Source organism: Streptomyces sp. NBC_00190, assembly GCF_036203305.1.
In the GTDB taxonomy this organism is placed as follows: domain Bacteria; phylum Actinomycetota; class Actinomycetes; order Streptomycetales; family Streptomycetaceae; genus Streptomyces.
Genome location: NZ_CP108131.1, coordinates 87,895 through 113,919 on the forward strand (window position 1 = coordinate 87,895; position 26,025 = coordinate 113,919).

Below are 26,025 nucleotides of genomic sequence, written 5' to 3' on the forward strand. Positions count from 1 at the left end.
CCAGTCCTATCCGTTGGTTGGGCGGGCTTATCCGGACGTCAGCCTGCCGGTGTCGTTGAGTTTCGGGTATCTGGTGTTCCAGCGGATCAGCAGGCCGGCGGTCAGCAGGCACAGCACGGCCGGTGTCGTCGGCAGGAGGAGGTCGGAGGCATCGCCCTGCCATAGTTGGGCGTTGGTCACCCAGGCCAGGGGAAGGTCCAGCAGGAAGAAGGCCAGTCCGGTCGGCCAGAAACGGCGGCGCGACCTCGTTGTGACGCCCCACAGGAACAGGACACCGGGGAGGACGAGGAGGATGGCCGTCGCCACGGTCCGGTCGGGGCGTGGGGTGAAGGACTCGGAGCCCGGCATGGCCAGTGCGATGACCGCGAGGAAGAGCGCAAGGAGCAAGCGGCCGGTTCCGGGGCGACGTTCCTTTGGCTGAACAGCCACCGGTGCACTGGGGCGCGGACCGGGCGCCTCTGTCGCGGTCCCCGGCGAGCAGGCGGGCCCGAGCGCGGCATCTGGGGTCACAACGGCATGCGGCACCCGAGCCGCGCGAGCAGCGGCCGGTGGTACTGGATCGGGGACCACCGCAAGACGGGCGAGCGCCTCGGCGCGGGCGGCCTCAGCACCATCGTCGGCCACTTGGGCACGGACGGTCTCCGATATACCCTCCGCCGTCTCGTGGCGGTCGGTCGCCGCGAGACGCGCAGCCGCCGCGAAACGCCGGAGTGCCTCAACCCGGCGGCCCTGTGGGACCCGGTGCTGCTCCCGCGTAGGATTCGCCCCCGTGACACGCGAGCCCGCTGAGTCACGAGCGGCATCCGTGATCCGGCGGGCGGGGGCGTTAACCGCCGTCATCGATCCGTCGAGGCCATACACAAACAGCGCGATGCCGTTCTCGAGCGCGTAGTTGACCGCCGTCGTGGTGTAACTGCTCCCCGTGAAAAAGAGCAGTTGCCGGTCCAGCCTCTGGCCGCGCGCGCCGAACAGGCGCTGCAACTCCGGACGCCCCACCGCCGCCCCTTGGTACTTGACCTGCCCCAGCGCCCGCGCCGACCGCACATCGACGCCGCCGTCCGAGCCCCCCGGCTTGGCGAACGCGTCGAGATATCCCCAGCAACGCATCCAGGCCGCGGCATTATGCTCGGCATCCTGCCACGTTCGGACCGGACGTCTCTCCGGCGGCGGCCCGAGCCATACTGCCCGGGAGCTTATTTCGCTGGTCACAACCACGGAGTATCGCAGGGCACGTCAGCCGGGAACCCGGCGGGCTTCCCCTCGGCCGCTGGGTCCACGAACAACGCTAGGCCCTTCGGACCGGCGAGCTGGAAGAGCGGCGCAAGAAAAACCCGTCGACGGGACGACGCCGGAATGGTCTGGCACCCGGAGAGGAAGCCTGGGAGACCATCGCCGACCAGGTCCGCGTCCGTCAAGATCGATCCCCCAGGTCACCTCTTCGCTCAGGGCGAGGACGTCGGCGAGGAGTTCGAGCACCGCCGGTGGCAGCCGGAACGCCCCGACGAGGTCTCATCCGCCAGATGCAGTGCTCAGTGTCCTGTGACATCAACCCGGACATCATCCGGGCCGCCCGCGGCATGCCGCCCAACCCCGAGAACTCGATCACCTCGATCACCAAGGTCCTCGGCGTAAGCCCTGGCACCCTCTACAAGCACATCCCCGACCTGCAGGAGCTGCGCGCCAGCCGCATCCCCGCCCAGCTCGAGCCGGGCACACAGGAATGATCATGCAGATCAGGTTTCGTGCGGAGTGTTCTTGGCGAAGTACTTCAACCATGGGCTTACCGCCGGTTGCCGGTCATCCTGCTGTCGCTGTTTTCCGTGAGCCCCGAGGCGGGCGCTCCGTCCCGGTGCTGGGCACGCGGGTCGATGCGGAGGCGAAGCGCACCGCGCGCGTGCTGGCCGGGTTGGCGACCCATGCCAGACCTGTCGAGCGGACCCTCGCGCTGCGGCAGGCCGCTGCGGCTGCCGAAGAGTTGGTGGCCGCGCTGTCGGCTCTGGCTCCGGCCGTGGCCGGTGAGGGACTGCCGGCGGAGTCGACCAGTCAGTCGTTCTTCCGGGTCCGTGAAGGGGAACTGTCGGATCAGCAGGCCGCCCTGCACGGTGTCCTGGTCGTCCACCGCGGTCTGGAAGACCTGTGTGAGGCTCCGCTGTCGGGCGCCGACCTGGCGCTGGAGACGGCCGGGATGCGGCAAGCGGTGCTCGACCTCACCGGCGCAGCACCGGGCGCCGACCCTGACTCCATACCGCTGGTGGCCGTCCCCGAGCCTGCTGCGGGGGCGTCGATGGAGAGTGTGTGGAGTGCTCGGTGGCTCATCGGGCACCAGGTCCATGTCCTGTTCAACATCTGCGCCGCGGTCGCCGTGGCCGACGCCACCCGCCATCTACGGCACGGCGACGGCGATGCCGCTCTGCCGCGGCTGGCGGATGCGACGGTGTACGTGCGGGGCTTTCCGGCGGCCATGACCCACGCAAGTACGGTCCCGGCCGATTACTACATGGCGGCGATACGCCATACCATGGCGCCCCCGTCGGTGGACGTCCCGTTGAGCGGGCGCCAACATCGCGCATACAAGCTGTTCCGGGCGGCGATGAAGGACCTGCTGTCCGTGGTTCCCGACTCCTACGAGCAGTTGGCGGCCCGCGCCCCGGAGCTGGCCGAGGCACGGGGCGCGCTCCTGGAAGCCGACATCGTGGACGGTGAACGGCACGTCACCCTCGCGTACTCGATGGTGCATCTGCGTCGTTCCATCGCTCAGAAACCACAAGGCCCCGACAACGCCGTCGCCGAACTACGGCTCATGCGCCATCGCCGCGCGGCCCAGTACGCCTCCCTGATCCGCTTCGGGGACCACTACATCGCCGACGCCGTGGCCGGCCTGCGCCACTCGTGAGTCCGCGTGTCCGCCGCCCACACCTCCGGCAGGGAGACCCTGATGCCTGAGACGACGCCCGGCACCACCCAAAGCTCTGCCGTCGCCACCGACTGGGCACTTGACCCGGCCGATGCCGGCGCGTGCGAGCAACTGGCCCGCACCCTGTGCGCTGACGAGCACGACCAGGTCGACAACCCCGAGTGGGTGGCCCGGGCCCGGGACGCCTGGGAAGACCTTCCGTTCCCGCTGCGCCGTGGGGTGCGCCGATTTCGAAGGCACTCCGGCCCGCATGGCACATTGGTGATCGGCGGCCTGCCCGTCGATCAGGCGTCCCTGCCCGCGACACCGTCCGTACCCGGCTCGGTCCAGCGCCGGGCCACCGTCTCGGCCGCCGTGCTCACCATGATGGCCTGCGGGCTCGGCGAGCCTCTCGCCTACCGGGCTGAGAAATCCGGCGCCCTCGTGCAGGACGTCGTGCCCGTGCCCGGGCAGGAGAACTTCCACGGCAACGCCGGATCGGTGCCGCTGTCCTTCCACACCGAGAACGGCTTCCACCCCCACCCACCCGACTATGTGATCTTCCTGTGCCTGCGAGCCGACCACGACCAGATCGCCGGCATGCGCGTCGCCGGCATCCGCCAAGCGCTGCCGCTCCTCACCCCAGCCAGTCGCCAGGCCCTGTTCGCCCCGGAGTTCATCACCACACCACCACCTTCCTTCGGCCCCGACGCCGCCGCGAGTGAGCCCGACGTCGAGCCCCGACCGGTGCTGTCGGGAGCGGTCGAGGATCCCGACATACGGATGGCCCAACTCGTCACCACCCCGCTCACCCCTCGGGCCGCCGCGGCACTGACCGAATTCGGCCGCGCCTGCGAGGCGACCGCCCGCACCCTGCGCTTAAATCCGGGCGACCTGGTCATCATCGACAACCGCGTCACCGTCCACGGCCGCACCGCCTTCCACCCCCGTTACGACGGAGCAGACCGCTGGCTGCAACGCACCTACGTCACCACCGACCTGCGCCGCTCCCGCGACCACCGCCCCCACGACGGCCACATGCTCGCCCTCTGACCAGCGTCCAGTCCCCGGGCACGGAAGCCGGGCGCGACTGCGTGGTGTCCGACGAGCGTGGGGCACTGCTGGCCGAAGGTCCTCGGCGACGACATGGCGGCGGGGGCTTCCTCCGCGAGCAGGGCCAGCGCGGACGCACGGACCATGAGACCGCTCGGGGGCAGCCCGCCCTGCAGGCCGAGGACCGTTCGAGCGGCTTCCGTTGCTGCCGGGCAGCGCCCCGGCAGCCCTCTTTTCGTCCTCTTGACGATATGAGCACGTCTCGTTATCGTCGCATTGACGAAATTAAGGGGGCTCATCATCATGGCCGACATCACCCGGCGCTTCGGCTGGCGTCATCTGCGCTCCGCGCCCACGGCCCACATCCGCCACCACAAGCGCGGCCGACTCGTCCACGACGGGCGGGGGCTCAGTTTCTGGTATCGGTCGCTGTCGGCGGCGCTTTCGGAAGTGCCGGTCGACGACCGGGAGCTGGCCATGGCGTTCCACGCCCGTACGTCCGACTTCCAGGACGTCGCCGTGCAGGCCACCGTCACCTACCGGATCAGCGACCCGGCCGAGGCCGCGGACCGACTCGACTTCTCCGTCGACCCGGACACCGGGAGCTGGCGCGGCGCACCCTTGGAGCAGATCGCCACTCTCCTCACCGAGACCGCGCAGCAGCACACGCTGGACGTACTGGCCCGGACTCCGCTGGCCGTCGCCTTGGTGGACGGCGTCGCCTCCGTGCGGGGGAGCGTCGCCGCCGGTCTCGCTGCCGAGCCCAGGCTCCCGGCCACCGGCATCGATGTGGTGGCCGTGCGGGTCGTGGCGATCCGCCCCGAGGCCGAGGTGGAGCGCGCCCTGCGCACCCCGGCCCGCGAGCAGATCCAGCAGGAGGCGGACCGGGCCACCTACGAACGGCGGGCCGTCGCCGTCGAGCGTGAGCGCGCCATCGCCGAGAACGAGCTGGCCAGTCAGATCGAACTGGCGCGACGCGAGGAGCAGTTGATCGACCAACGCGGCACCAACGCCCGCCGCGAGGCCGAGGAGAAGGCGGCGGCGGACGGCATACGGACCGAGACCGAGGCGGCCCGCAAGGTCCGCCTGGCCCACGCGGACGCCGAGGCGGCGCGCGAAACGGGCGCGGCGCGCGCCGAGGTTCAGGCTGCCTGGCTGGGCGTGCACGACGAAGCTGACCCGGGCACGCTGCACGCCCTGGCGGCGACCCGGCTGGCGGAGAACCTGCCGCGGATCGAGAGCATCACGCTCTCTCCTGACGTCCTGACCGGGCTCCTCACCAGGCTCGGACGTCCGGAAGGCGGCGCGGGCGAGTGAGCCTGGCCCCGCGGGCGGTGATCGTGCACCGCAGGACCGAGTACGAGGAGCTGCTCGCCCGCCACGGGACGCACGGGCAGGCCGCGTTCTTCCTTTCCAGCCGGGGCCGGTCGATCGACGAGGTGGTCCGCCGCCACGAGCGCACGCGGCAGGCGCTGCGGGAGGTGGCGGCGGCGGTGCCGCTCACCTGGCGCAGCTCCCGGGTGGAGCGGGCGGACCTGGACCGTTTCCTGTTCGCCCCGGAGGACGTGGTGGTCGTGGTCGGCCAGGACGGCCTGGTCGCCAACACCGCGAAGTACCTGCGCGGACAGCCGGTGGTGGGCATCGACACCGACCCGGGGCGCAACCCGGGGGTCCTGGTCCGTCACCGCTGCGCCGACGCGGCCGCCCTGCTGCGTGCGGCGACCGCCGCCGGGGGCCGGGCAGAGGAGCTGACCATGGTCGAGGCCGTCGCCGACGACACCCAGCGCCTTCTCGCGCTGAACGAGATCTACCTGGGCTCGCCCGGTCACCAGACGGCCCGCTACCGCCTGGGCTCCGACGGCGAGAAGGGCCCGGGCGAGGCCCAGGCATCCTCCGGGGTGCTGGTGGGCACCGGCACGGGCGCCACCGGCTGGCTGCGTTCCCTGTGGCTGGAGCGCGGCAGCCCTGCGGGGCTGCCCGCACCCTGCGACCGGCGGCTCCTGTGGTTCGTGCGCGAGGCCTGGCCCTCCCCCACGACGGGAACGACGAAGGTCGCCGGTGAGCTGGGGCGGGGGCAGGGGCTGCAGCTGACCGTGGAGTCGGACCGGATCGTGGTCTTCGGCGACGGAATGGAGGGCGACGCCCTGGAGCTGACCTGGGGCCAGAGCGTACGGCTGGGAATCGCGGGAACGTCGCTGCACCTGGTGACGTGAGCGTCCTGCCCGACCGGCTGTCGCCACTGCAGACCCACGGGCCCGGCGACGGACGCGGGCTACCAATGCCACGACTACACCGCGTCCCCGACCGTCTGGGTGCCTCCCGGCCGCGTGCTTCGTTGCCCGGGTATGCCCAAGATCCTCGGCCGAGCACTCAGTGCCGCAGCCGTAGCCGGCATTGCCACCCTGGCACGCGCCGCCCCCGCTCCGCTGGACCCCACACCGTCGGGCCTCGTCGGAAACGACCTCGAAGGGATCGGCACCCTCAGCCAGAGCTTGAACAACGGAAACGGGAACACCCAGACGGGTGCCACCCACTCGCAGAACGTTGCGAACCACGCGCTGAGCAACAACATCGAGGCCCAGGAAGTCAAGATCATCTCGGACATCACAGCCCTGAGCGAGAACGTCATCGCGGCCTGAGGTCTGGGGTGGTGTAGACGTCGCCCCGGGACACCACGGCGCGGCCGCGGCTACACCCAACAGGCACTGCCCTGTGGTCAGTCGTCGCGAGGCACGTCGTCCTGGCCGTGGGCGAGGATCGGCAGCAGCGCCTCGGCGGCGTCGCACCCGGTGCACGCCGTCGTGCCGGGCCGCGCGAGCGCGTCGAGTCCACCGTGTTGAGACCCACGCGTCGAGTTCGACAGCGAGAACAGCATCCATGAATGCCTGCGGCGGTCGGTAGCCGTGAGCGGTGATGTAGTGCGTGATCAGGAACGGAGCGGCATAAGCGATGCCGGCCTCGCCCGGGATCCGTACCTCCCCGTTCCCTCCCGGAGCCTCATCCGCAGGACACAGGTCGCACTTGTGCACCCCGAGGCAGACGTTCATCCACTGGACCTCCTGAACAGCCTTCAGCTTCTGCACGAACACCGTGGGGGCCGTTCCTGTCGAGTACGGCATGCCAGCTTCCAGCCACCCGATGTTCAGGCGGCTGTACGCCGGGCGGTACCAGAGCGCGTAGAAGCCCGACTCCCTGTCCGTGAACGCATCCTCGTCCTGGTAGTCGTACTCGCTGAGATCTTCGTAGAACACCCGCACATCATCGCCGCGCCGCTTCGTTGACGCCCACGCGATTCCACGACTCATCGGACACGACCTAGTGGATCGGGCCGGCGAGATCCATCTGCGGTTTCGCCGGCTCACCCCAGGCTTGGCGTTCGGAGCGCGGTGGGCTGTGAACCGATCAAGGAGGCGGTCGCTGAAATGTGCCCGTGCAAGATCCACACGCGTGCCGCGCAGAACGCGACGCCGAAGGTGTAGGGGGTTCCCTCATGCTTCGGCCGGTCCGACACGGAACGCTGATCAGGGCAAGAATTCGCTGCCGTGGCGGCGAACCGAACAGAAGGACACCCATGAGACGTCTCTCCGTAATCCGCAACGCAGGGCGCGCAGTGCTCGCGCCGGGAATCGTCGCGGCGCTGCTAGCGGGCGGCGTCGCGCATGCCACGGATGCCGAACCGAAGCCGGCAGGCACGGCACCGATCAGCAACTCCGCCAGCGGGCCGTCGATCTCCGCCGACGGCCGCTACGTGGCTTTCGCTTCGCTGGCAAGGGATCTGGTCGCCGGCGACACCAACCGAGCGGACGACGTGTTCGTGCGCGACCGGCAGACCGGCGTCATCACCAGGGTCAGCGTCGACTCCGCGGGCAACCAGGCCAACAACGTGAGCCGGAATCCGTCGATCTCCGCCGACGGCCGCTACGTCGCGTTCGAGTCCTTCGCGACGAACCTGGTGGCCGGTGACACCAACCGCTACCGCGACATTTTCGTGCACGACCTGCAGACCGGCGAGACGACCAGGGTCAGCGTCGGAAGCCACGGCGAGCAGAGCGACAGTGAGAGTTTCCATCCGTCGATCTCCGCCGACGGCCGGTTCGTCGCGTTCGACTCTCCCGCGTCGAACCTGGTGTTCGGCGACACCAACGACATCCACGACGTCTTCGTGCGCGACCGGCAGACCGGTGAGACCACCAGAGTCAGCGTCGATTCGAACGTTCGCCAGGGCGACGACATCAGCCAAATGCCGTCGATCTCTGCAGACGGGCGCTACGTCGCCTTCTCCTCCGGGGCGAAGACACTGTCCCTGTTCCCCGACAACAACCACGCGGACGACGTGTTCGTGCACGATCAGCTGACCGGGTACACCGACCGGATCAGCGTCGGTCCCGACGGCGACGAAGGCAATTCCGCCAGTCGCACGGCGACCATCTCGGCCGACGGCCGCTTCGTCGCGTTCGAATCCACGGCGTCGAATCTGGTGGCGGGCGACACCGGAGGTCCGATCGACACCGACATCTTCCTGTACGACCGGGTTACCCGGACGACGACGCAGGTGAACCTTGGCCCCGATGGCCTGAGCGACAGCAAGACCCCCGGCCAGGAGCGGACGACGCTCTCCGCCGACGGCCGCTACATCGCGTTCGTGTCCGGCGAGGACAAGCTGGTGACCGGCGACACCAACTCAAGCTGGGACGTGTATGTACGAGACCGGGTGACCGCCACCACGACCAGGGTCAGCGTCGCCAATGACGGCTCGCAGAGCGATGGGTACAGCTACAGCCCCTCGATTTCGGCCGACGGCCACCACGTCGCTTTCACGACCAGCGCGACGAACCTGGGCGGTGACGGCACCAGCCGGAAGTTCAACCTGTACGTCCGCGGCCTCGGCAACTGATGTGTCGGCTGCCGTGGCGCCCTCAATCACGCGCCGCGGCGGCCCACACGCCGGCCAGAGCAGCACGACCGGAGACGCCGACCTTCGCGTAGGCCCGGCCCAGGTGGACTTCGACGGTCTTGGGACTCAGATGCAGCCGGAGGCCGATGTCCCGGTTGGTCAGGCCGTCCGAGACCAGGTTGACGATCTCGACCTCACGGGCCGTCAAGTCGAAGCGCTCGGCGCCACTTTCGGGCCGGGGGCCGCGCGCGTTCAGGCGCCGCTCCTCGCGCGCGACCTGAGGCAGGAACAGTTGCGCGTCACACCGGGTGAAGAACGCGCGGGCGGACACGAGGTGCGCACGGGCCTGGTCGGTCGCGCCGCTGCCGCCGAACGCCGTCGCGGCGAGCAAGTGTGCTCGCCCGGCCTCCACGGCCGCCCCGATCCGGCCGAACGTGCCGGCAGCGGCGACAGCGAGCGGTGCGGCTGCCGCCGGATCCGTTGGCAGCGTGGCGATCGCGCGGGCCTGCTGTGCCATGGCGGTGCGCAGCGGAAGCTCGAGCTGGCCGGCCGCGTCCTCCGCTCGGTCGGCCCATGCCGCGGCCGCGGCAACCCGGCCGGCCGCGACCTCCGCCTCCGTGAGCATCAGGTATACCAATGGCCTGGTGCGGAGGCCCACCGCCGGCAGCTCGGTCCCACCGCCACTGGTGAGCAGCAGCTCGATGCAAGCGTGCGGATCGCCCGAGTGCAACATCGCCTGCGCCAGCATCGCCTCGGCCTGGCCACTGCGCCAGGAACTCATGGCCGTCGCCTGGTCGTCGACGACGATGGCCTCCTTGCCCAGGCGGATCGCCTCGGCCAGGTCGCCGCGCCATGTGGTGATCCAGCACCCGAAGGTCAACGCCATGACGCGCAGCTCCTCGCTGCCGGTCAGTTCCGCCGACTCCAGGCTGTCGTCGAAGCAGGTCGTCGCCGCCGCCAGCTCGCCGAGATAGGCATGCACCATGCCGCGGATCGCAGTCAGCAGCGCGATCTTGTGGGACTGCCTGCTCGCGCGAGCCAGTTGCAGGCCACGGCTCATGTGCCGGCTCGCCGCCATGAGCCGGTCGGCGGAGACTTCCGACCAGCTCAGCCAGAACGCCGCATCGATGTCGCGGACCAGGTCGCTGTCGGGCAGCGCGTCCAGGAGCGCGGCCGCCTCGTCCAGCCGGTCCGCCCGCCGGTCGATGAGCGTTGCGGCCGACAACGCCGTCGCCAGCAGCATCGGATCCCCGACTTCCCGCGCGGCGGCAATCGCCTCGGCCACCCGTTCCTGTCCGTGCTCGCGCTCGACACTCTCACCGGCAACGAGCGCCACGAGCAGGACGGCCGCCGAGTGGGCGTCAACACCTTCGGCGCGTTTCCACTCGCTGTGCAGCATCGCCCTGGCCTCGGTGTAGCGCCCGAGAACCTGCTCCACCGTCGCACAGGCCCGCGCTGTCTGTGCCCGGATCTGGGTGAGTTCGGCAGGCAGGAGCCGCAGCACCTCGTGCATGGTTTCCCTGGCCTGCCACAGGTCGCCCGTGGCGCCGAGTGCGTGTGCCAGCCGGCCGAGCAGGATCAGGCGCTGCGGCGTGGCCGACTCCGAGTCGGGGAGCAACCGGATGGCCGCCCGCAGGAAGTGCCCGGCGGTCGCCGGCGTGGTGTGCATCGTCGCCTCGGCCGCCTCGGTGAGCGCCGCGACCGCCTCGAGGTCACCGCGGACGGCGGATCGCTCCACGTGCCGGGCGAACTCGGCCGGCGGCGCGCCCCGGGTCCGAAGTGCCGACGCGGCCCGGCCGTGTGCCTGAAGCCGCCAGCCAGGACCGGCATCCTGGTAGGCGACGCTGCGCACCAGCGGATGCCGGTACCGGAACCGGCCGGTCGCACCGTCCAGCCGCACCAGGTCACGCTCGGCGAGCCGGTCGAGCGCGGCGAGCACGGACCCGGCGTCCATTGCCGCCGTTTCGGCGAGCGAATCAGCCTCGAAGTCGTCACCCACGACCGCGGCGGCGTGCGCGACGACCCGCTCTTGCGGGGTCAGCGCGGCCAACTCGGCGGCGAGCACCGCGTGGACCGCCACCGGGATCGCCCCGTCGGGGTGGAGCGCCGTATCACCGACGGCGATACCCCGCTCACCGGCCCGCACCAGGGCTTCCAGGTAGAACGGGTTTCCGCCACTTGCCTGGTAAAGCTCTTCCCGCCGGGAACGGCCCAGACCTTCCGGCATGAGGTGGCCGGCATCGGCTTGGCTCAGCGGCGCGAGTTCCAGCAGCTCGGCCCCTCCGTCGGTCGCGGCCCGGGATAGCGCGTGCCACAGCCGCAGCGACGTCTGCCGGGGCCTGCCCGCCAATGCCAAGACCAGCCGCGCCTGGGGCGGGTGGCGCAAAAGGTGGTCGAGCAGCTCGACCGAACCCTCGTCCGCCCAGTGCAGATCGTCGAAGACGAGCACCAGCCCGGACGGCTCGGCGACCAGCTCCAGCAACGCCCGAACCGCCCGGTGCAGCCGGTACCGCTCCGCATCGACCAGGTCGGCGGGGCCGGCTGCCGGAATCGCCGGGAACACGGTCGCAAGAAGTGCGAGCTGCTGTTGCCCGAGGGCGGCGAGACGCTCCGGGCCCAGCTCGGCGAGCTGGTCGTCGAGCGCGTTGACGAACACACCGAACGGGATGTGGGACTCGAACTCCGCCGCGCGTGCGCTGCGGACCGTCCATCCTGCTGTGTCCGCGAGCTTCCCCAGCTCCGTCAGCAGCCGGCTCTTGCCGATCCCCGGTTCGCCGGTGACCGCGACGCACCAGATGCCGCCTTCGCCCGCCAGCACCGCGCGCAGGATCGCGACTTCTCGCGCCCGGCCGGGAAATCCGCCGACGGGCTCCCCTCTCACTTCGTCAGTCATGCTGGCGTCGACTCACTTTCCGTCCGCGACCAGGTGATGGTATCGATGAACGGCCCTGTCTCACATTCGGTCGCTTGTGAGAGGGAGTTGGCGTTCCGAGCGCGTTCAGGACTCGCCTCCGGCTGGGTTCGTGTGTTGCCACTACTGCTGGTCGAGGGCGACGGCGACCTGGTCCAGGTGGGCATGGTGATTCCACGTGTCCACGGTGTGAAGGGTGGCGGGGGTGCCCCGATCCCGCTCGGTCGAACTGCGGAATCGGGACACCGCGCGATCGGTGGATGGGGCCTGGCCGCCCGTCCTGGGGGGGTCACTTGTGGAGAACGGCCTGGATTTCGAGGCTGATCGACACCTTGTCGCTGAGCGCGACGCCACCGGCGTTGATGCCGAAGTCGCGCCGGTTGATCTCCGACGTCGCGGAGAAGCTGGCCCGCTGTCCATCCCGCTGGTCCGAGCTGAAGGCGTTCACCTTGAGGGTCAGCGGCACCTGCCGTGTGATGCCGTGCAAGGTAAGCTCACCGTCGACGGCCCAACCGTCGACGGTCTGGCGGATGCCGGTCGAGCGGTAGCTCACCGTCGGGTACGTGTCGACGTCGAGGTATTCGGCGGCGTGGAGGTGGTTGTCGCGCTTTTCGTTGCCGGTGTCGATGGATGCGAGGTCGATCGTCGCGGTGACCGACGAGCGCAGTGGGTTCTGGTCCGTGACGAGCGTGACGTCGTGAGTGGTGAACCGGCCCCGCGTCTTGCTGATCCCGAGGAGGCGGACGGAGAAGGCGATCTCGGAGTGCGCCGGGTCGGCCTTCCACGTGCCGGCCAGATAGCCCGGAATCGCGGCGGTCACGGGGGCGGTGTTCATGGTTTCGTTCACGGCTTCCTCCATGGTTGTGCGGCCGAGGCCGCGCGGCGAGGGGGCTGGCGGGTCGGGGTCGGTGCCCGTGATCCATCGCGAGCGGCGCGCCCGCCGGCGTCTGGGGCCCAAGGCATCGGTCGTCGCGGACAGTTGCCTGGTGTTGCTCGAACTCCTGTGATCTGTCAGGGCTCGAGGTGAACCGCTCCGTTGCCGCTCGCGATGTCGAGCGGCACCGAGACGTGGTCGTGCGTGATCAACCACGTCCCGTCAATCTTCCGGAAGCAGTACGTGACCCTGACCCACATACCGCTCATCGCCGTCCCGTCCTTCAGCGTGCCGCTGAGACGAGCAAAGGCGTGCCCGAAGGCCACATCATCGCCCACTGTGAGGGTCAGCTCGCGAACCTCGTAGATCACGCTCTCAAAGAACGCGAACACGGGCGCCCAGTTCTTGAGTTTCTCCTCCACCCCCACACTCTGGAGCGGCGGCTCGATGTCGAAGGATACGACGTCCGTTGCGTACAGCTTCTTCAGGCCCCCGGGGTCCTTGGCCTGGAGTCCCTCGGCGATCATGTTGACTTGCCGACGAATCTCGGCTTCGTCCATCTCGCGTTGCGTAGGCATCGCGACCTCACCTTCCCTTTCGTGGTGGAACCTTGGCTTCTCACACGCTCCGCTCTGCGGATCATGCTGCACCTATCAGTGCAGAATTTCGGCCCGTACCCTCTCTTTCGGCGTTGCGATGTCCCAGTAGCGAACGGCGCCCCGCGCACTACTGAAGTCGCCTGTACCGCCGGTGATGGCCATGTCGAGCTGGCTTGTTCCGCTCACCCAGAGCGACTGCATCGTCAGAGAGCCACGGTTGAGTTCCATCGTGATCAGGCACTGTGTCGTGAGTTCTTCGCCATTGATGTGAATGACCTGGCACGAACCACCCCCGCGTCCGACACTGCGGCCGTCCTTTATCGCGGTGCCAGAGTAGACGTACGTATCACCCAGGCTCGGCCCTTTCGGGTCGAGATCGGTATACGCGTACTGATCGTTCTGAACCTTGAGTTCGAGGACCTCGACTTGTCGCCTTTCCGGGGTATCGGCGTCTGCGCTGTTTATGGCAAAGACGCCGACAAAAGCGGTGACCAGCGAAATAGCGAAAAGTTTTGTGAGCGACGCTCGTGTGTTGTTCCTCCGTTCCCTGTCATGCACGCCGAAGGATCCCAGCCTTCTGGGGACCATGATGGAACCTCCTCATTTGCTCAAGCAGTTTCTGCCCCTGGTGGGCGTTGCCGGTCAGGCGGGCGCCGGAGGGTCGACCTCGCCGCCGACCCTGGAGCGCCCGGTAGGTACGCCGACGAGCTGAGCCCCGACGTGCTCGCTGGGTGATGTGTTCGTCTCAGCGGTTCGACAACAGAGCCCCGCGGAATGTGAGGCCGGTGCGTCGCCTCACATTCCGCGGGGCTGTGTTGTCGAACGGGTAAGGGCAGATACGACGAAGGGAGCCGTCGGCACCATGAGCACCCGATCCGAGCCAGGACACGGCCGGCCCGATCCGGGCCTGGACGCGCTCTTGAGCGAGCGGCGCCAACTGATCAATCGCGCGTACCGGCTTCTGGGCTCCCTGGCCGAGGCCGAGGACGCCGTCCAGGAGACCTACACCCGCTGGTACGCCATGTCACGGAAGCAGCAGGACGCCATCGACAACCCCGGCGCCTGGCTGACGACAGTTGCCGTCCGCATCTGCCTCAACCTGCTCGGCTCGGCACGGGCCAGGCGAGAGACCTACGTGGGCGAATGGATCCCGGAGCCACTGCCCGAGCATTCGGAGTGGATCAGTGGGCGGGTGGACGGTGCGACGGCCGATCCGGCCGACCGGGTCACCCTGGACGAGTCGGTCAACCTGGCCTTCCTGGTCGTGCTCGAATCGATGACCCCGGCCGAACGCGTCGCGTTCATCCTGCACGACGTCTTCTGCCACTCGTTTGCCGAAGTGGCCGAGATCGTCGGCCGGACCCCGGCGGCATGCCGCCAGCTCGCCTCCTCGGCCCGCCGCCGCATCCGGGCCGCGCAGTTTTCGACGACTGCGGCAGCCCAACGCGCCGCCGTCGTCAGGGACTTCAAGCAAGCCTGGGAGGCCAAGGACATCGACGCCCTGATCGGCCTGCTCGACCCCGATGCCACGGCGATCGCCGACGGCGGTGGCCTTGCCATCACCTTCCCGCACCCCATCGAAGGCTCTGAGCAGATCGCGCACGTCTGGCGAGAGATCGCCCGCCGCAAGCCCGACACCATGACGTTCCTGGAACGTACGGTCAACGGTCAGCCCGGTCTGGTGGCTCAGCAGGACGGCGTCATCGTGTCGGTGTACGCGTTCGAGGTCGCGGACGACCGGATCAAACACATCTGGGTCGTACGCAACCCCGAAAAACTCCATCGCTGGACTACGGGTTGAGGCGCGTTCACCTACCGTCCGGTCCGCTCACAGCCGCTGCCCGGCAGTGGAACACCTTCAAGGAGCGGGAACGAGGCCGGGGGCGATACCGATGATGGTCACGCCCGTCCTCGTCTCGCCCACGAACTTCTTGGCCGTCGCCGCCAGAGCGTTCCGAGGCACCGTCGGGTCCACGCCCTCTGTGCACACAAGGATCCGACTCGCCAAACCTCTTGGGAGTGCACGATGCCTACACGGCCCCGACGGAGCAGTCCGCTGCCCAGGCTCTCGACGCATTTGAGGCTTCTGACCTGGGCAAACGATACCCGCGATCGTGCGGGCCTGGCGGTCGGCCTGGCCGGAGTTCACCCCCCCTACCGCGCGTTCCCGCCGACCATAAGTACGGTGGTCTACTCCACGAACATGGTCGAATCGATGAACGCCCGCCTACGCAAGGCCACCCGCAACCGCGGCCACTTCCCCTCGGAACTGGCCGCGTTGAAGGTCCTCTACCTGGCGGTCCGCGCGCAGATCAACCCCAAAGCGCGCGATAAGAACCACGTCGCCCCACTCTGGCAAGGGGCACGGAACCAGTTCTCAGTGTTCTTCGAGGACCGGCTCAGCATCCAATGACAGCAACCGACTTGCACAAGATCGCTGACACATCCATGACCTGCCTTAAGTAGGCGGCAGCAATGTTCGCCGCGGGCCAGGACCATGCCGCGCTCGCGAAGGTGCGGCAGCTCAGCCTCCGGTCGGAGTCAAGCACCCCGGCACATGGCGCCGGCCTGGCCAACAGCTCTCGTGAATGATCCCACTGACGAAACTCGGCACATCACCGACATCTGCCCTGCACCCGACACACAGGGTGGAGGTCAGTGGGATGCGCAGGGCTATGTCAGTGTCGGACAACGTCAACGTCAGTGGGCGACGACACGAGATGTCAGTAGTCGGCGACATGGGGTGTGTCGGTAGGCGGTGACGGCTCGGAGAGCGTCCGGAGGCTGTTCGCGACGTTGTCGTGGAGGACGTCGATGAGGTCGCCGCGGGTGACCATCTCGGCGGCGGCGAGGTCTTCGAGGGCTTGACTCTGGTCGGCGTCGGCGGAGTCGATCCCGCCGTCAGCCCAGATGGGGGTCCTCGTAGCAGCCGCCGCAAAAACAACGGATACCGCTGACCTGCTGGTCAGGCTTCCCGTCCGGCTTGTTCGACGATGCCACCCTCGCGGTGCTGGCGGAGCTCCCGGTAAAGGGCGGAGCGGCTGACTCCGAGCTCGGCGGCGATCTGCTCGGGGATCGCGCCGTCCTTGATGTTGGTGACACCGGGTCAGAGCTGCCCGGTTTCGCCGCCGTCGCGTTCGGCAACAGCATGAGCGAGATTGCTTCGGACGACTCCTGGTCCTACCTCCCGAACGACCTGCCGCCGAAGAGCGCGACGTGTCTTCAACGACGCGACCGACCCACTACGGGTCCGGGCAGCACCGCGGGCGCGGACGCGGTCACGTTCCCGCCGACCAGGCGGGCCGCCTCGGGGCCCGGCGCGGTCCGGACGGCCGATCGCTTGGAGGTGACCGTGCGGGTTGTGGGAGCCCAGGAGGAGCAGCTGCGTCCGGTTTTCAGGCGGTGTCGGGCTCAGTGAACGGAGAACCCGCCGTCGACGAAGATAGCCTGCCCTGTGACGTAGCCGGAGGCACGGCTGGCCAGGAACACCGCCGCTCCGACGAAGTCCTCGGCCAGGCCGTTACGCCCGACCATCGTGCGCGCGGCCAGCGCCGCCACCTTCTCCGGGTCGGACGACAACCGCGCATTGAGCGGGGTCATGACGAAGCCGGGCACCAGCGTGTTGCAGGTGACGCCGTGTGGCGACCACGCCTCAGCCTGAGAGCGGGCCAGCGCCTCCAGCGCCCCCTTGGAGACCCCGTAGGCGCCACTCTGGACGAACGCCCGGTGCGCCTGCTGGGAGGTGATGTGGATGATCCGCCCGAAGCCCCGCTCGGCCATGCCTGGCCCGAACCGCTGGCCCAACAAGTAGGGCGCCTCCAGGTTCACCGCCATCGTGGCGTCCCACACCTCCTCGCCCAGCTCGCCCATCGGCGGCCGCACGTTGATCCCGGCGCTGTTGACGAGAATGTCGGGCTCGCCGAACACCTCAGCTGCCTGCTCCGCCGCCGCGCGCAACCCGTCGCGGGTGCTCAAGTCGGCGCTCACCCAAGCCGCCCGGCAGCCGTCCGCCGCCAGCTCGTCGACCGTAGAGGCCAGTTCCGACCTCTTGCCCGCCACGATCACCACGCTCGCCCCCGCTCGCGCGAGAGCCCCGGCGATGGCTCGGCCGATGCCGGAACTGCCGCCCGTCACCACGGCGACCCGGCCGTCCAGCGAGAACAGTTCGGAGAGGTAGCTATGCGAGACCATGCCCGCACCCTAGACGGCACGTCCATGGCGACAGCGCCCAGGGCGGAACGCGGGTGGGGAGGTCCGCCATTACCTGGGCCTCCGGGGACTTCACCGCCATGAACGGCACCGTCCTGTACCCGGAGCCGCCAGTGCTGGGGTACTCATCGCCTCACGCCAGGACGGGGCCCGGCCTGGCGGAACCGCGATGACGCGGCCTGCCGTGCGGCATGAGAGGTTCCTGGGCCTTCATGCATGGCGCGGGCCATGCGCTACTGAGCGAGGGGTGTGTGAGCCGGGTTGCCCGACTCTTTCGCCCGGTCCTCGATCTGCTTTCGCGCCCTGGGATCCCCAATGGTGATCCGGGAGGTGGCCGGGCTGATGCGCCGCCCGGAAAACATACTTAGGTCGCCCTGCCCGGCTCCACCCACGACCTGACCGCCGCCCGCGCCCACGGCATCGTCGACGCCTTGGCCGAGTCCGGGATCAGATGCTGGGCGGACAACGCGTACCAGGGCGCTGGCCGCCACATCCGCGTTCCGTTCCGCGGCCGGCGGCTCAAGCGCTGGAAGCGTCGGCACAACACCACCCACGCCGAGATCCGCTGCGTCGGCGAACAGGCGATGGCCAGCCGCCAGCGCACCGGCATGGGAAACGGACGATCCAATCCCCGAGACGCAGCCTCGTCCTTCCAGCGTTCCTGGACGAGTCCAGCAAGAACGTCCTTGGCGCGCGCCAGATCTTCCGTCGACGGCCGTTGCGCAGTAGCCGAGCGGCGCCGTTGCACGAATTCCGCCGTCTGAGTTGCGGCCACCCACACCGCATCCGCCAAGGCGACCACGGTTGCTGCAGCCGTGAGCCCCTGGGCCTCCAGCACCGCCGCGACCACGGCCAGTGGCAAGCTCAGCCCCATCACCACAACGAACAACACGACCTGGCGCCGCCGCGATCCCGGCATAGCTCCGTCCTGAAAGCCGTAGGTATCGACCCAAGAGGGACGATCACAGGCCATTATCTGGACCGGTAGCCGCTCGGTGTGATCACGGCGGACCTCGGCGCGGCGCTTGGCCAGGCCAAGCTGTCATGCTCAAGGAACGCGCCCTCGTTGCTGCCGCGACGAACTGCACTGAGCAGCGGAGGATGATAGGGGCGTTACTGCTGGGCACGCCTGAGCAGGCCGCGGCGATCAGCAAGGGAACGGCGGGTCGCTCGACCGAGGCCTGACCTGATCGCGGGCGGCGAGCCAGCGCCGATCGCTGTGTCGAGGGTGTCGCCGTCGATGCGCTGCAGGACCCGGCGCACGGTGGCCTCGGCCGGTGCGGTGGGCCTGCCGGGTTCACGGACCGGGCCGCCGGGGGCGGCGCTCACGGCGGCCGGCGCGTTGCGGCCCTCCGCGGTCGGCCTCGCCGTCGCCCGGGGCTTCACCGAGGCCGTCGGCGGCACCCTGGGCGCCGAGGACACCCCCCGGCGGTGGCCTGACCATGGTCCTCACCCCCCGCGGCGGGCGGCAGCGCACCGGGCGCCGCGGAACTCCCGAGCTCGGCGGTCACATGACGTCGGTACGGCAGCGGCGCTGTCGGTGGGACCGTCTACCCTGCGTTCCATGATCGAGGGGGAATACGCCGCACCGTCACCCGGTGCGCTCGCCGACGAGGTCGCGGCCGTGCTGGCGGACCGCCGCGACCCGGGCGTGGCGACGTTCGAACGGCTGCTCAGCGCCGTGGTGGTGCACGCCTACCGGGACCGGGAGGCGCTGACCGCCGCGTTGGGGTCCGTCCCGCTCGAGTTCGCGGTACGACCGGACCCGCAGGTGGCGTGCCTCGCGGGCATCGTCGGCGCCGCGGTGGAGCCCGTACGGGCCGAGGAGTCCTGGGAGAACGCCGGGGCGGGCTGGCTCGAACTGTGCCAGCACGTGGCGCTGGACTACATCGCGGGGGCGCGCATGGGCGAACTCCACGCACGGCTGCGGGCCGGCGACCCCGTCCCGTTCCCGCTGTCCGTGCCGAGCGGGCCGACCGGTGCGGTGGAGCCGCGCCAACTGGTCGAGCGGCTCGCGGAGTACGCACGCCTCGGTGTCCGGCCCGGTCCGGCGGACCTGGGGCAGGCGCTGCTGCGCTGCGGCGGCCCGGTCGACGCCGAAGCCGTGCGAGCCGCCGAGAAGTTGGATCTCGCGGAGGGGCCCCGGGTGGCCGACTGGCTGCGGCAGGGCGGGCTGCCGCAGCCTGCGGGGTGGCGGGAGCGCGAGTCCGGTGCGCCCGAGCGTCCCAGCAGGCGCCGGGGAGCACGCGCCGGCCGCCGGATCCTGGTGGGGCACGAGGCGATCGAGGGCCGCGGTGCGTTCCCCCGGCGGTTCTGGTCGCTGTTCCGGAAGTTCGAGCCGGCCATCTCCTGCCCGCACTGGTCCCTGCCGGACTTCCGGGACGCACACACGGTCGCGGCCCTGCCCTGGCACCCGGAGATCGCCGCGGCCCGGCTGCTGACGGGGGTCGCGTCGGCGGCCGACAAGGACGGCGGCCGCGGCGCGCCCGCCTTCCTGGAGGCTCTCGCCGCGGCCGACGGCCCGGCTGGACCGGCCGTGCACCTCGCTGTCGCCTACGGGCTCGCCTCGGTTCCAGAGGAGGACCGGGAGGCCGCCGTACGAGCGCTGCTCCTGCTGGCCGCGCGGGGCAGGCTGGACGGGGAGCTGCTGGGCCGGGAACTCGCCGAACTCGTGGGGCTGGGCACGCTGAAGGTCGCCCTGGTGACCGAGTCTCTGCGGGCGGCGGCTGCCGCCCCACAGGGCGCCGCCCCGGTCTGGGCGGTCCTGGTCGCCGGACTCCCCGGCCTCCTGGCCCGCACCCGGCCGCAGGCGCACGGGGCGCTGCTGGCCGTCGCGGCGGACTCCGCGCGGCTGTCGTGTGCACGCGGTGAACTGCCCGAGGTGACCGCCCTGGCCCAGCGGCCGGGGTCGTCCCGCCTGCTCAAGGAGGCCCGACGGCTGTGCGACACGCTGGCCGGGCTCTGAATCACGAGGCCCGGCGGTCAGCCGCGTCGAAGCAAGCAAGTGCGAGCGCGCCGGCGCGCAGCGCCCGCTCCAGGGCCGGGGCGAGGTCGTCATCGAGGCCGCCGAGGGCCTCGGCGGCCTCCTCGACCGCGTCCCGGGCGATCTCCGCTGCGACCTCCTCGGCCGGGGTGCGCGGGCCCAGCTTGCTGACAGCTGCCGCCGCCCGGGCCGGGGTGAGCAGCGCGGCGACCTGGCCGAGGAGCCAGCCGGGCACTCCCGCCGCGCCTTCGGCGGGCGCCCGGTACGGGCGCGAGCCGTCGAAGCGCTCGTCCTCGGCGAAGGTGGGGTGCTTGAACTTGGCCACCGGGCGGGCGGCCGGGCCGGTGCTGGCGCCGTCGGGGGTCCCCCACTCCTCGGCGGGCTTGACGACGAGCCCCTCCGCGAGGTTGCCGGGCAGTTCGGGCAGGCCCAGCAGCGCCGGTACCCGGGTCGGGAACACCGGCGTCCGCTCCTGTACCTGGGCGAGCGTCCCGCGCGCTATCAGCGGGGCGCAGTGCAGGCCCGCGGCGTCGGCCGCCTCCCGCAGGGCCCGGTCGCCGACCCAGCGGATGCCGCCACCGGCTGTCTCGACCGTGGCGTCGAACGGCATCCAGAGCAGCCCTGGCGCGTACCAGACGCCGGTCTGCACCGGCTCCGTACCGGGCGAGGGCGGCACGTCCGGGTGCGGGTAGCGCCCGCCGGCCAGTTCGCCGTAGACCGTGACCGCTGCCGAGGAATCGGTGCCGTACGCGCGGCGTAGGGCGGCGGCGCAGCGGTTCGCGGCGACGGCCAGGGCCGGCCAGATTCGTCCCACGCCGAAGAAGTCGTCGAGGCCGCTCTCGCCGAGCAGTTCGCGGCGCTTGGCCGGGCGTACTCCGGCGCTGTCGCACACGACGGCGAAGTTCGCCCCATGGACCTTTTCCAGCGCGACCCACTCCCGGGCCGCCCGCGCCTCACCCAGCCGGGCCCGGGAGGGGATCTTGGGGTACGGCGACCAGCCGCTGTCAGCCATGCCGACCGCCGCCGTGCTGGTGCTGTTCGGACAGCCGGCTGTCGGGGTGCGCCCACACCAGCACGTCGTCGGGGCACGCGGCGCCGAAGAAGTGGATGTCGACGTCGGCGGGCCTGGCGGCGAGGAAGTCGAGGTCCTTGGAATGGCCGTGGTGGGTGTGGATGAAGAAGACGGTCTCGGGCTGACGGCCTTCCGCGAAGCCGGCGTCGAGCGCACAGCGCAGTTCGGGAAGGTGGAAGAACGTCTTGTCGTTGGCGCGTGACTGCCCGGTGAGGGTCAGCTCGGTGCCGGGTATGTGCGAGGTCTTCCACTGGCGGAACGGGTGTCCCCGCTCAAACCGTTCGGGGTGGGCGGGAGTCCGCTCGGGGGCCTGTGCCATCGGTGCCTCCGTCGGACCGCCGCGATCAAGGTGAGGGCCCCGATCGTAGCGGGCGGTACGGCGGGGCGGCCCTTGGATTTCCGGGCGGGGCGGCACGACCCGGACTTGCCAGGGGCGGGTGCGCGCCGGTACGGGAGTTCGACCTGCGTTCACCGCCCGCTTCCCGGCAGGTTTTGGCCAAGGAATTTCCGGGGGACGCAACGGGCGAAGCGCACCGGTCCCATGCGGCGCGGCCCGTCGTCCATCTGTGCACCGGCTGCGGCGCCCGCGGCCGCAACCGCATGGCCGACGACCCGCATCGGGGTGACGACTTCGACACCGTCCTCGGCCTCATGTATCTCGGCCGTCACGGAGCCGGACACACCAACGGTGCCAGACCCACACCTGCCGCTCCAGCGGCTCCCGCCACGGCGGGGAGCCGCCTGGTGCGTCAGGACGCGCCGATGACGCCCGCAGAACCACTGCAGGCAGTAGCGCGCGAGCAGCCGGCGGCTGCGCCGCGCCATGGGGCGCCGGCGCGCCCACCCCGGCAGCCAGGTCGAGAATGACAGCCCGCGAGCGGAGGACTCCGGGCCAGCTTGACTCGGTCAGAACAGTGGAAGCCGGATGGCAGCGGGAGCTGGCCCCTGTGCTGCCGCTCCACCGTCCGGCCGTGCTGCACGAGGCGATCCTGCAAGCCCTGGACGCAGGACGGACACCACAGCAACTGATCGAGCGGATCCAGAGCCGATGGTGGACCCACGGCTACGCCCACGCCCCGGCCGAAGGAGAGCTCTCCTCCCCCGTCGGGGCCGCCGTAGGGCTGGTGCGCCCGTCCACGGACTGCCCCGACCCGATGTGCGAGGACGGCACAACCCTGCACCTGGCAGACGCATGCCCCAAATGTGCAGAGCGCCGAGCGGACCGCCGCCGGGGCCGAGTACCCGCACAACGGGAGGAATATCCTCGGCCCCAGTGGTGGGAATGCGAGGGCCAGGACTGCTCGGCAGCCGGCCAAGCACCACGGCCCGACGACGGGCTGTGCCGGCAGTGCCGGGACCAGGCCGAGCAGACCGAGGTCCAGCGCGCGACGGCAGGCCTGATGGCCGAAGCCGAGGCCATGGAGGAAGCAGAACGGCTACGACAGGCGATCCGGTGGGAACGCATGCCCGATAACGCCTACACCCGCACGCCGAGCGTTCCCGCTCAGCGCAGGACCAGGCCGAATCCGAGCGCCGCGCCACTGCTGATGCCGAGCAAGTACGCCGACTGCGGGAACAACTCACACGCGAATACCCAGAGCTGGCGGCATACGCTCAGAACACATATGACCAGCCTCCCTCTCGCCCCGAACAACACGACCGCAAGCGGGTCGGGTGGTTCGGGGCTATGCGGCGGTCACGGCGATGAGTTCGCGGACCCCGCTGACGTGGGGGTGCTTGGCGTAGAGGTCGTCCACGATCTGCCTGATCGCCGGCCGGTCGCGGACCTCTGCGGGGGCGAGTCGGGCCGCGGCAAGGAGTTCGCCGACTGTCTGTTCGGGCTTGGACCGCTGCCACCAGGCGCGGGCGAGGTCGGTGTGCATGCGGCCCTTGCGCTCGATGGTCGGGAACTGATCGGCGTGTAGGTTCCGGCCGGCTTCCAGGGCGTTTCCGGCGTCGCCGAGGGCCCAGTGGACGCCGACGGCGTACAGGTCGACGGCCGCCGGGGTCACGGGGAAGAGGCGTCCGGCGGGGAGTACGTCGGGCAGGCCGCGGGCCGCGCGGGCGGCTTCCCGGATCATGGCCAGTGCCTGGTCGCGGTCCCCGGCAATGGCGGCTGTGTAGGCGGTGCTGCACAGCATCTGCGCGAAGGCTGAGGCCTGCGCGTCGGTGGCGAGACCGGTGGCTTCCACGCGGGCGACAGCGGCCTCGATGTGTCCCTGGGCGGCGGCTTCCTGGCCCTGGTGGCGGAGGACTGCTGCGAGTTCGCGGGTGGCGGCGGCCGCGGCGAGCGGGGATCCGGACACCTCGGCGTACAGGGTGGCCCGGTCCGCGGTTAGCCGTGACTGCTTGTACTGCCCCAGTTTGTTCAGGAGCTGGGAGACGAGGGTGTACGCCGAGGACAGACGCGCGTAGTCGAGATCCTGGCGGGATGCGGCCGCTGCCTGGTGGGCATCGGCGAGCAGGCCCGGCAGTGTGCGGAGCAGTCCGGCGTGGGCGGCGGCGTCGAACTGGCCCCGGGCGGCCGTCAGGCGGGCATCCAGTGTGCGGGCGGGGGCGCCGCTGGGCTCGGGTGTCGACGCGAGCGCGTCCTCCAGGCGGGTCATCAGGCTGAGGGGGACGGCGAGCGCCGCGGCGGTGATGAGGGGGCGGCGGCGCATGGGATCCTCCTCGACCGGCAGCGTGCTGATAGCGACAACTGTAGGGGCTGGTGGGGCACTTAGGCCTAACGACGCGTTGAGGAGCTGCGGAGGGACGCCGACCACGGCCGCGGCCTGCTTGAGCAGGGGCAGGTCGAGGAACCGGCCCTGCTCCAGGCGTGAGACGGTGGACTGCGAGCAGGCCAGGCGCACCCCGAGGTCGCTCTGGCGCCACCCGCGGGCCTCGCGGCCGACGCGGATGAGTGAACCTGCGTGCCGGCGCTCGGCGAACTCCACGACGCGGCGGGAGCTCCAGAGTGGATCCGTGCTCACGGGCGCCCTCCGTCGATAGGCGCTGGGTCTGCCGCCCAACCCTAGAGGCCGTGACCGGGTGTGCACACTGAGTATGCAGAATCTGCATGCGGCATGCAGGGTGTGGGCAGCGTGGTCTGCGGGGCGTGCCGGTGTGGTGTCGTGGTCACCGGCACCACACCGCGGGCAGCCTCCCGGGCGACCGCCTCGGTACCGAGTCCAGCACCATCACTCGCATGTGACGGGAGCGCATCGTGCCGAAGGACAAAGGTTCAAGCAGCGGCAGCGGTGGCGGTGGCGGTGGCGGTGGGAACCACGCCAAGCCGAACCCGCCGCTGAGTGGCGGTGCGCCGCCGCCGGGAAACAGCGACGGCCAGGTCTCCAACCCGGGCTCCGGCTCGGGCAAGCGCAGGAAGTAGCGCGACGACATGCACCTCGATGACCGTCGGCGCGAGCTGGCGGAGGCCATGGAAACCCAGGGCCTGTGGCCGGCGGACTCCCCGTGGGTCCGCCGCGCCATCCTGGACACCGTGCCCCGCCACCAGTTCGCCCCCGACCGGCTGTGGACGTGGAACGGGCACGACCAGTACGTGCCCGTCGACCGCGGCCGCGACCAGGACGCGTGGGCCGACCTTGTGTACGCGGGCCCCGAGGACTCGGCCATCACCCAGATCCTCGACGGCCTGCCCAGCTCCAGCCTGTCCTGCGTCGCCGTCGTCGCGGACATGCTCGACTCCCTCATCCTGGAGCCCGGCCACCGGGTCCTGGAGGTCGGGACCGGCGCCGGCTGGAACGCCGGACTCCTCGCCGCCCGCGCCGGCGCAGGACTCGTCACCAGCGTCGAGGTCGACGCCGGCCTCGCGGCGGCCGCCGACCGGCGCCTGACCGCGGCCGGGCTCGATGTCGCCGTACACGCCGGAGACGGCAATGCCGGCTGGCCCGGGGCCGCGCCATACGACCGACTCATCGCCACCTACGCCGTTGACGACGTTCCGTGGACGTGGGTCGAGCAGACCAGACCCGGCGGCCGCCTCGTCATCCCCTGGGGCCGTCTCGGGCACGTCGCGCTCACCGTCGCCGACGGCGGCAAGTCCGCGACCGGCTGGGTACAGGGTCTCGGGATGTTCATGCCCAGTCGCGGCATCGACCAGGGCCGCGAGCACCACGCCATCCGCGGCAACGGCCCGCCCAGCCGTCCGGTCCACGTGGAGCGAGACCTACGGCCGTTCACCGACCCGCATCTGGTCTTCGCACTCAGGGTGTCCCACCCGGACATCCGAATCGCCACCGAGGAAACCGAGGACGGTCTCACCGTCCGGCTGCACGACGGCGTCAGCTCCTGGGCCACCGCCACCACCGGCCAGACAGGCACCACCGCGGCGTACGAAGGCGGCCCCCGTCAGCTCCTGGTCGAAGTCGAAACCGGCCGACAGCACTGGGAAAGTCGCGACACCCCGCCGTTGTGGGACTTCGGAATGACCGTCACACCCGAGGGGCTCCAGGTCTGGTCCGGCACCGCCCATGCCGGACCGTACATGCCCTGACGGTTGTCGGTGTCGCCTGGGCACCTTGCACATGGCGCCGGC

At 70.3% G+C, this 26,025-nt stretch carries 23 protein-coding genes and 2 pseudogenes; 12 read left to right on the forward strand and 13 right to left on the reverse strand.

All coding sequences use genetic code 11. The features are described 5' to 3' along the window. Window positions 1–27: 27 nt before the first annotated feature. Window positions 28–1,209, reverse strand: a complete 1,182-nt coding sequence (locus OG429_RS00465) for a restriction endonuclease (protein WP_328923275.1) — start codon at window positions 1,207–1,209, stop codon at window positions 28–30. 311 nt (window positions 1,210–1,520) lie between these two features. On the opposite strand from OG429_RS00465, the gene OG429_RS00470 reads away from it, so the two are divergent. The 6 genes from OG429_RS00470 (at window position 1,521) to OG429_RS00495 (ending at window position 6,585) form a co-directional block, all read left to right on the forward strand. After that, on the forward strand, window positions 1,521–1,724 hold the full coding sequence (locus OG429_RS00470; RefSeq protein ID WP_328923276.1) for a hypothetical protein: 204 nt from the start codon (window positions 1,521–1,523) through the stop codon (window positions 1,722–1,724). 125 nt (window positions 1,725–1,849) lie between these two features. Next, a complete protein-coding gene (locus tag OG429_RS00475) occupies window positions 1,850–2,893 on the forward strand; it encodes a hypothetical protein (protein ID WP_328923277.1) in 1,044 nt (347 codons plus the stop codon). A 42-nt stretch (window positions 2,894–2,935) separates the two neighbouring features. Next, complete coding sequence (locus OG429_RS00480) at window positions 2,936–3,946, forward strand: clavaminate synthase family protein (RefSeq protein ID WP_328923278.1); 1,011 nt, start codon at window positions 2,936–2,938, stop codon at window positions 3,944–3,946. A gap of 303 nt (window positions 3,947–4,249) precedes the next feature. Beyond that, window positions 4,250–5,263, forward strand: coding sequence for an SPFH domain-containing protein (locus OG429_RS00485; RefSeq protein ID WP_328923279.1), 1,014 nt, complete (start codon window positions 4,250–4,252; stop codon window positions 5,261–5,263). Next, window positions 5,260–6,159 (forward strand): hypothetical protein, encoded by a 900-nt coding sequence (locus OG429_RS00490; protein WP_328923280.1) that lies wholly within the window; start codon window positions 5,260–5,262, stop codon window positions 6,157–6,159. The genes OG429_RS00485 and OG429_RS00490 overlap by 4 nt, the downstream gene beginning before the upstream one ends. Window positions 6,160–6,291: 132 nt before the next feature. Next, the gene (locus OG429_RS00495; protein ID WP_328923281.1) at window positions 6,292–6,585 is read left to right on the forward strand and encodes a hypothetical protein; all 294 of its coding nucleotides are present in this window, start codon (window positions 6,292–6,294) and stop codon (window positions 6,583–6,585) included. A gap of 77 nt (window positions 6,586–6,662) precedes the next feature. Here the strand turns inward: OG429_RS00495 and OG429_RS00500 are convergent, their stop codons facing one another. Both OG429_RS00500 and OG429_RS41285 read right to left on the reverse strand, forming a co-directional pair. Continuing rightward, entirely contained in the window at window positions 6,663–6,821 is a 159-nt protein-coding gene (locus OG429_RS00500; RefSeq protein ID WP_328923282.1) for a hypothetical protein, read from the reverse strand. Window positions 6,822–6,870: 49 nt separating this feature from the next. Then, window positions 6,871–7,251, reverse strand: a pseudogene (locus OG429_RS41285) (DUF7919 family protein); the annotation flags it as partial. A gap of 266 nt (window positions 7,252–7,517) precedes the next feature. Between OG429_RS41285 and OG429_RS00505 the strand changes: the two are divergent. Next, complete coding sequence (locus OG429_RS00505) at window positions 7,518–8,840, forward strand: hypothetical protein (protein WP_328923283.1); 1,323 nt, start codon at window positions 7,518–7,520, stop codon at window positions 8,838–8,840. 22 nt (window positions 8,841–8,862) lie between these two features. On the opposite strand, the gene OG429_RS00510 is transcribed toward OG429_RS00505, so the two are convergent. The 4 genes from OG429_RS00510 to OG429_RS00525 form a co-directional block, all read right to left on the reverse strand. Beyond that, on the reverse strand, window positions 8,863–11,733 hold the full coding sequence (locus tag OG429_RS00510; RefSeq protein ID WP_328923284.1) for a helix-turn-helix transcriptional regulator: 2,871 nt from the start codon (window positions 11,731–11,733) through the stop codon (window positions 8,863–8,865). Between the two features lie 307 nt (window positions 11,734–12,040). Continuing rightward, complete coding sequence (locus tag OG429_RS00515) at window positions 12,041–12,610, reverse strand: YceI family protein (RefSeq protein ID WP_328923285.1); 570 nt, start codon at window positions 12,608–12,610, stop codon at window positions 12,041–12,043. Window positions 12,611–12,762: 152 nt separating this feature from the next. Continuing rightward, window positions 12,763–13,185 (reverse strand): YybH family protein, encoded by a 423-nt coding sequence (locus tag OG429_RS00520; protein ID WP_328923286.1) that lies wholly within the window; start codon window positions 13,183–13,185, stop codon window positions 12,763–12,765. Window positions 13,186–13,278: 93 nt separating this feature from the next. Further along, a complete protein-coding gene (locus OG429_RS00525) occupies window positions 13,279–13,812 on the reverse strand; it encodes an allene oxide cyclase barrel-like domain-containing protein (RefSeq protein ID WP_328923287.1) in 534 nt (177 codons plus the stop codon). Window positions 13,813–14,086: 274 nt separating this feature from the next. Between OG429_RS00525 and sigJ the strand changes: the two genes are divergently transcribed. Next, window positions 14,087–15,025: an RNA polymerase sigma factor SigJ gene (gene sigJ / locus OG429_RS00530; protein ID WP_328923288.1), complete on the forward strand. Its 939-nt coding sequence runs from the start codon at window positions 14,087–14,089 to the stop codon at window positions 15,023–15,025. Between the two features lie 227 nt (window positions 15,026–15,252). After that, window positions 15,253–15,637: pseudogene (locus OG429_RS41290) on the forward strand (transposase); the annotation flags it as partial. Window positions 15,638–16,189: 552 nt separating this feature from the next. Here the strand turns inward: OG429_RS41290 and OG429_RS41295 are convergent. The 3 genes from OG429_RS41295 to OG429_RS41300 all read right to left on the reverse strand — a co-directional run bounded on the left by OG429_RS41295 (window position 16,190) and on the right by OG429_RS41300 (window position 18,352). Then, a complete protein-coding gene (locus OG429_RS41295; RefSeq protein ID WP_405681486.1) occupies window positions 16,190–16,315 on the reverse strand; it encodes a helix-turn-helix domain-containing protein in 126 nt (41 codons plus the stop codon). 320 nt (window positions 16,316–16,635) lie between these two features. Beyond that, window positions 16,636–17,415: an SDR family NAD(P)-dependent oxidoreductase gene (locus OG429_RS00545; RefSeq protein WP_328923291.1), complete on the reverse strand. Its 780-nt coding sequence runs from the start codon at window positions 17,413–17,415 to the stop codon at window positions 16,636–16,638. Between the two features lie 382 nt (window positions 17,416–17,797). Then, on the reverse strand, window positions 17,798–18,352 hold the full coding sequence (locus OG429_RS41300; RefSeq protein ID WP_443051220.1) for a hypothetical protein: 555 nt from the start codon (window positions 18,350–18,352) through the stop codon (window positions 17,798–17,800). Window positions 18,353–18,997: 645 nt separating this feature from the next. Between OG429_RS41300 and OG429_RS00555 the strand changes: the two genes are divergently transcribed. After that, complete coding sequence (locus OG429_RS00555) at window positions 18,998–20,398, forward strand: hypothetical protein (RefSeq protein ID WP_328923292.1); 1,401 nt, start codon at window positions 18,998–19,000, stop codon at window positions 20,396–20,398. 1 nt (window position 20,399) lies between these two features. On the opposite strand, the gene OG429_RS00560 is transcribed toward OG429_RS00555, so the two are convergent. The 3 genes from OG429_RS00560 to OG429_RS00570 all read right to left on the reverse strand — a co-directional run bounded on the left by OG429_RS00560 (window position 20,400) and on the right by OG429_RS00570 (window position 24,460). Continuing rightward, entirely contained in the window at window positions 20,400–21,428 is a 1,029-nt protein-coding gene (locus OG429_RS00560; protein ID WP_328923293.1) for an RNA ligase family protein, read from the reverse strand. Continuing rightward, window positions 21,421–21,807, reverse strand: a complete 387-nt coding sequence (locus OG429_RS00565) for a hypothetical protein (RefSeq protein WP_328923294.1) — start codon at window positions 21,805–21,807, stop codon at window positions 21,421–21,423. The genes OG429_RS00560 and OG429_RS00565 overlap by 8 nt, the downstream gene beginning before the upstream one ends. A 1,366-nt stretch (window positions 21,808–23,173) precedes the next feature. Then, window positions 23,174–24,460 (reverse strand): helix-turn-helix domain-containing protein, encoded by a 1,287-nt coding sequence (locus tag OG429_RS00570; protein ID WP_328923295.1) that lies wholly within the window; start codon window positions 24,458–24,460, stop codon window positions 23,174–23,176. A 233-nt stretch (window positions 24,461–24,693) separates the two neighbouring features. On the opposite strand from OG429_RS00570, the gene OG429_RS00575 reads away from it, so the two are divergent. Together OG429_RS00575 and OG429_RS00580 are read left to right on the forward strand one after the other, a co-directional pair. After that, window positions 24,694–24,858: a hypothetical protein gene (locus OG429_RS00575; protein ID WP_328923296.1), complete on the forward strand. Its 165-nt coding sequence runs from the start codon at window positions 24,694–24,696 to the stop codon at window positions 24,856–24,858. Window positions 24,859–24,867: 9 nt separating this feature from the next. Further along, on the forward strand, window positions 24,868–25,983 hold the full coding sequence (locus OG429_RS00580) for a methyltransferase domain-containing protein (protein WP_328923297.1): 1,116 nt from the start codon (window positions 24,868–24,870) through the stop codon (window positions 25,981–25,983). Window positions 25,984–26,025 lie beyond the last annotated feature (42 nt).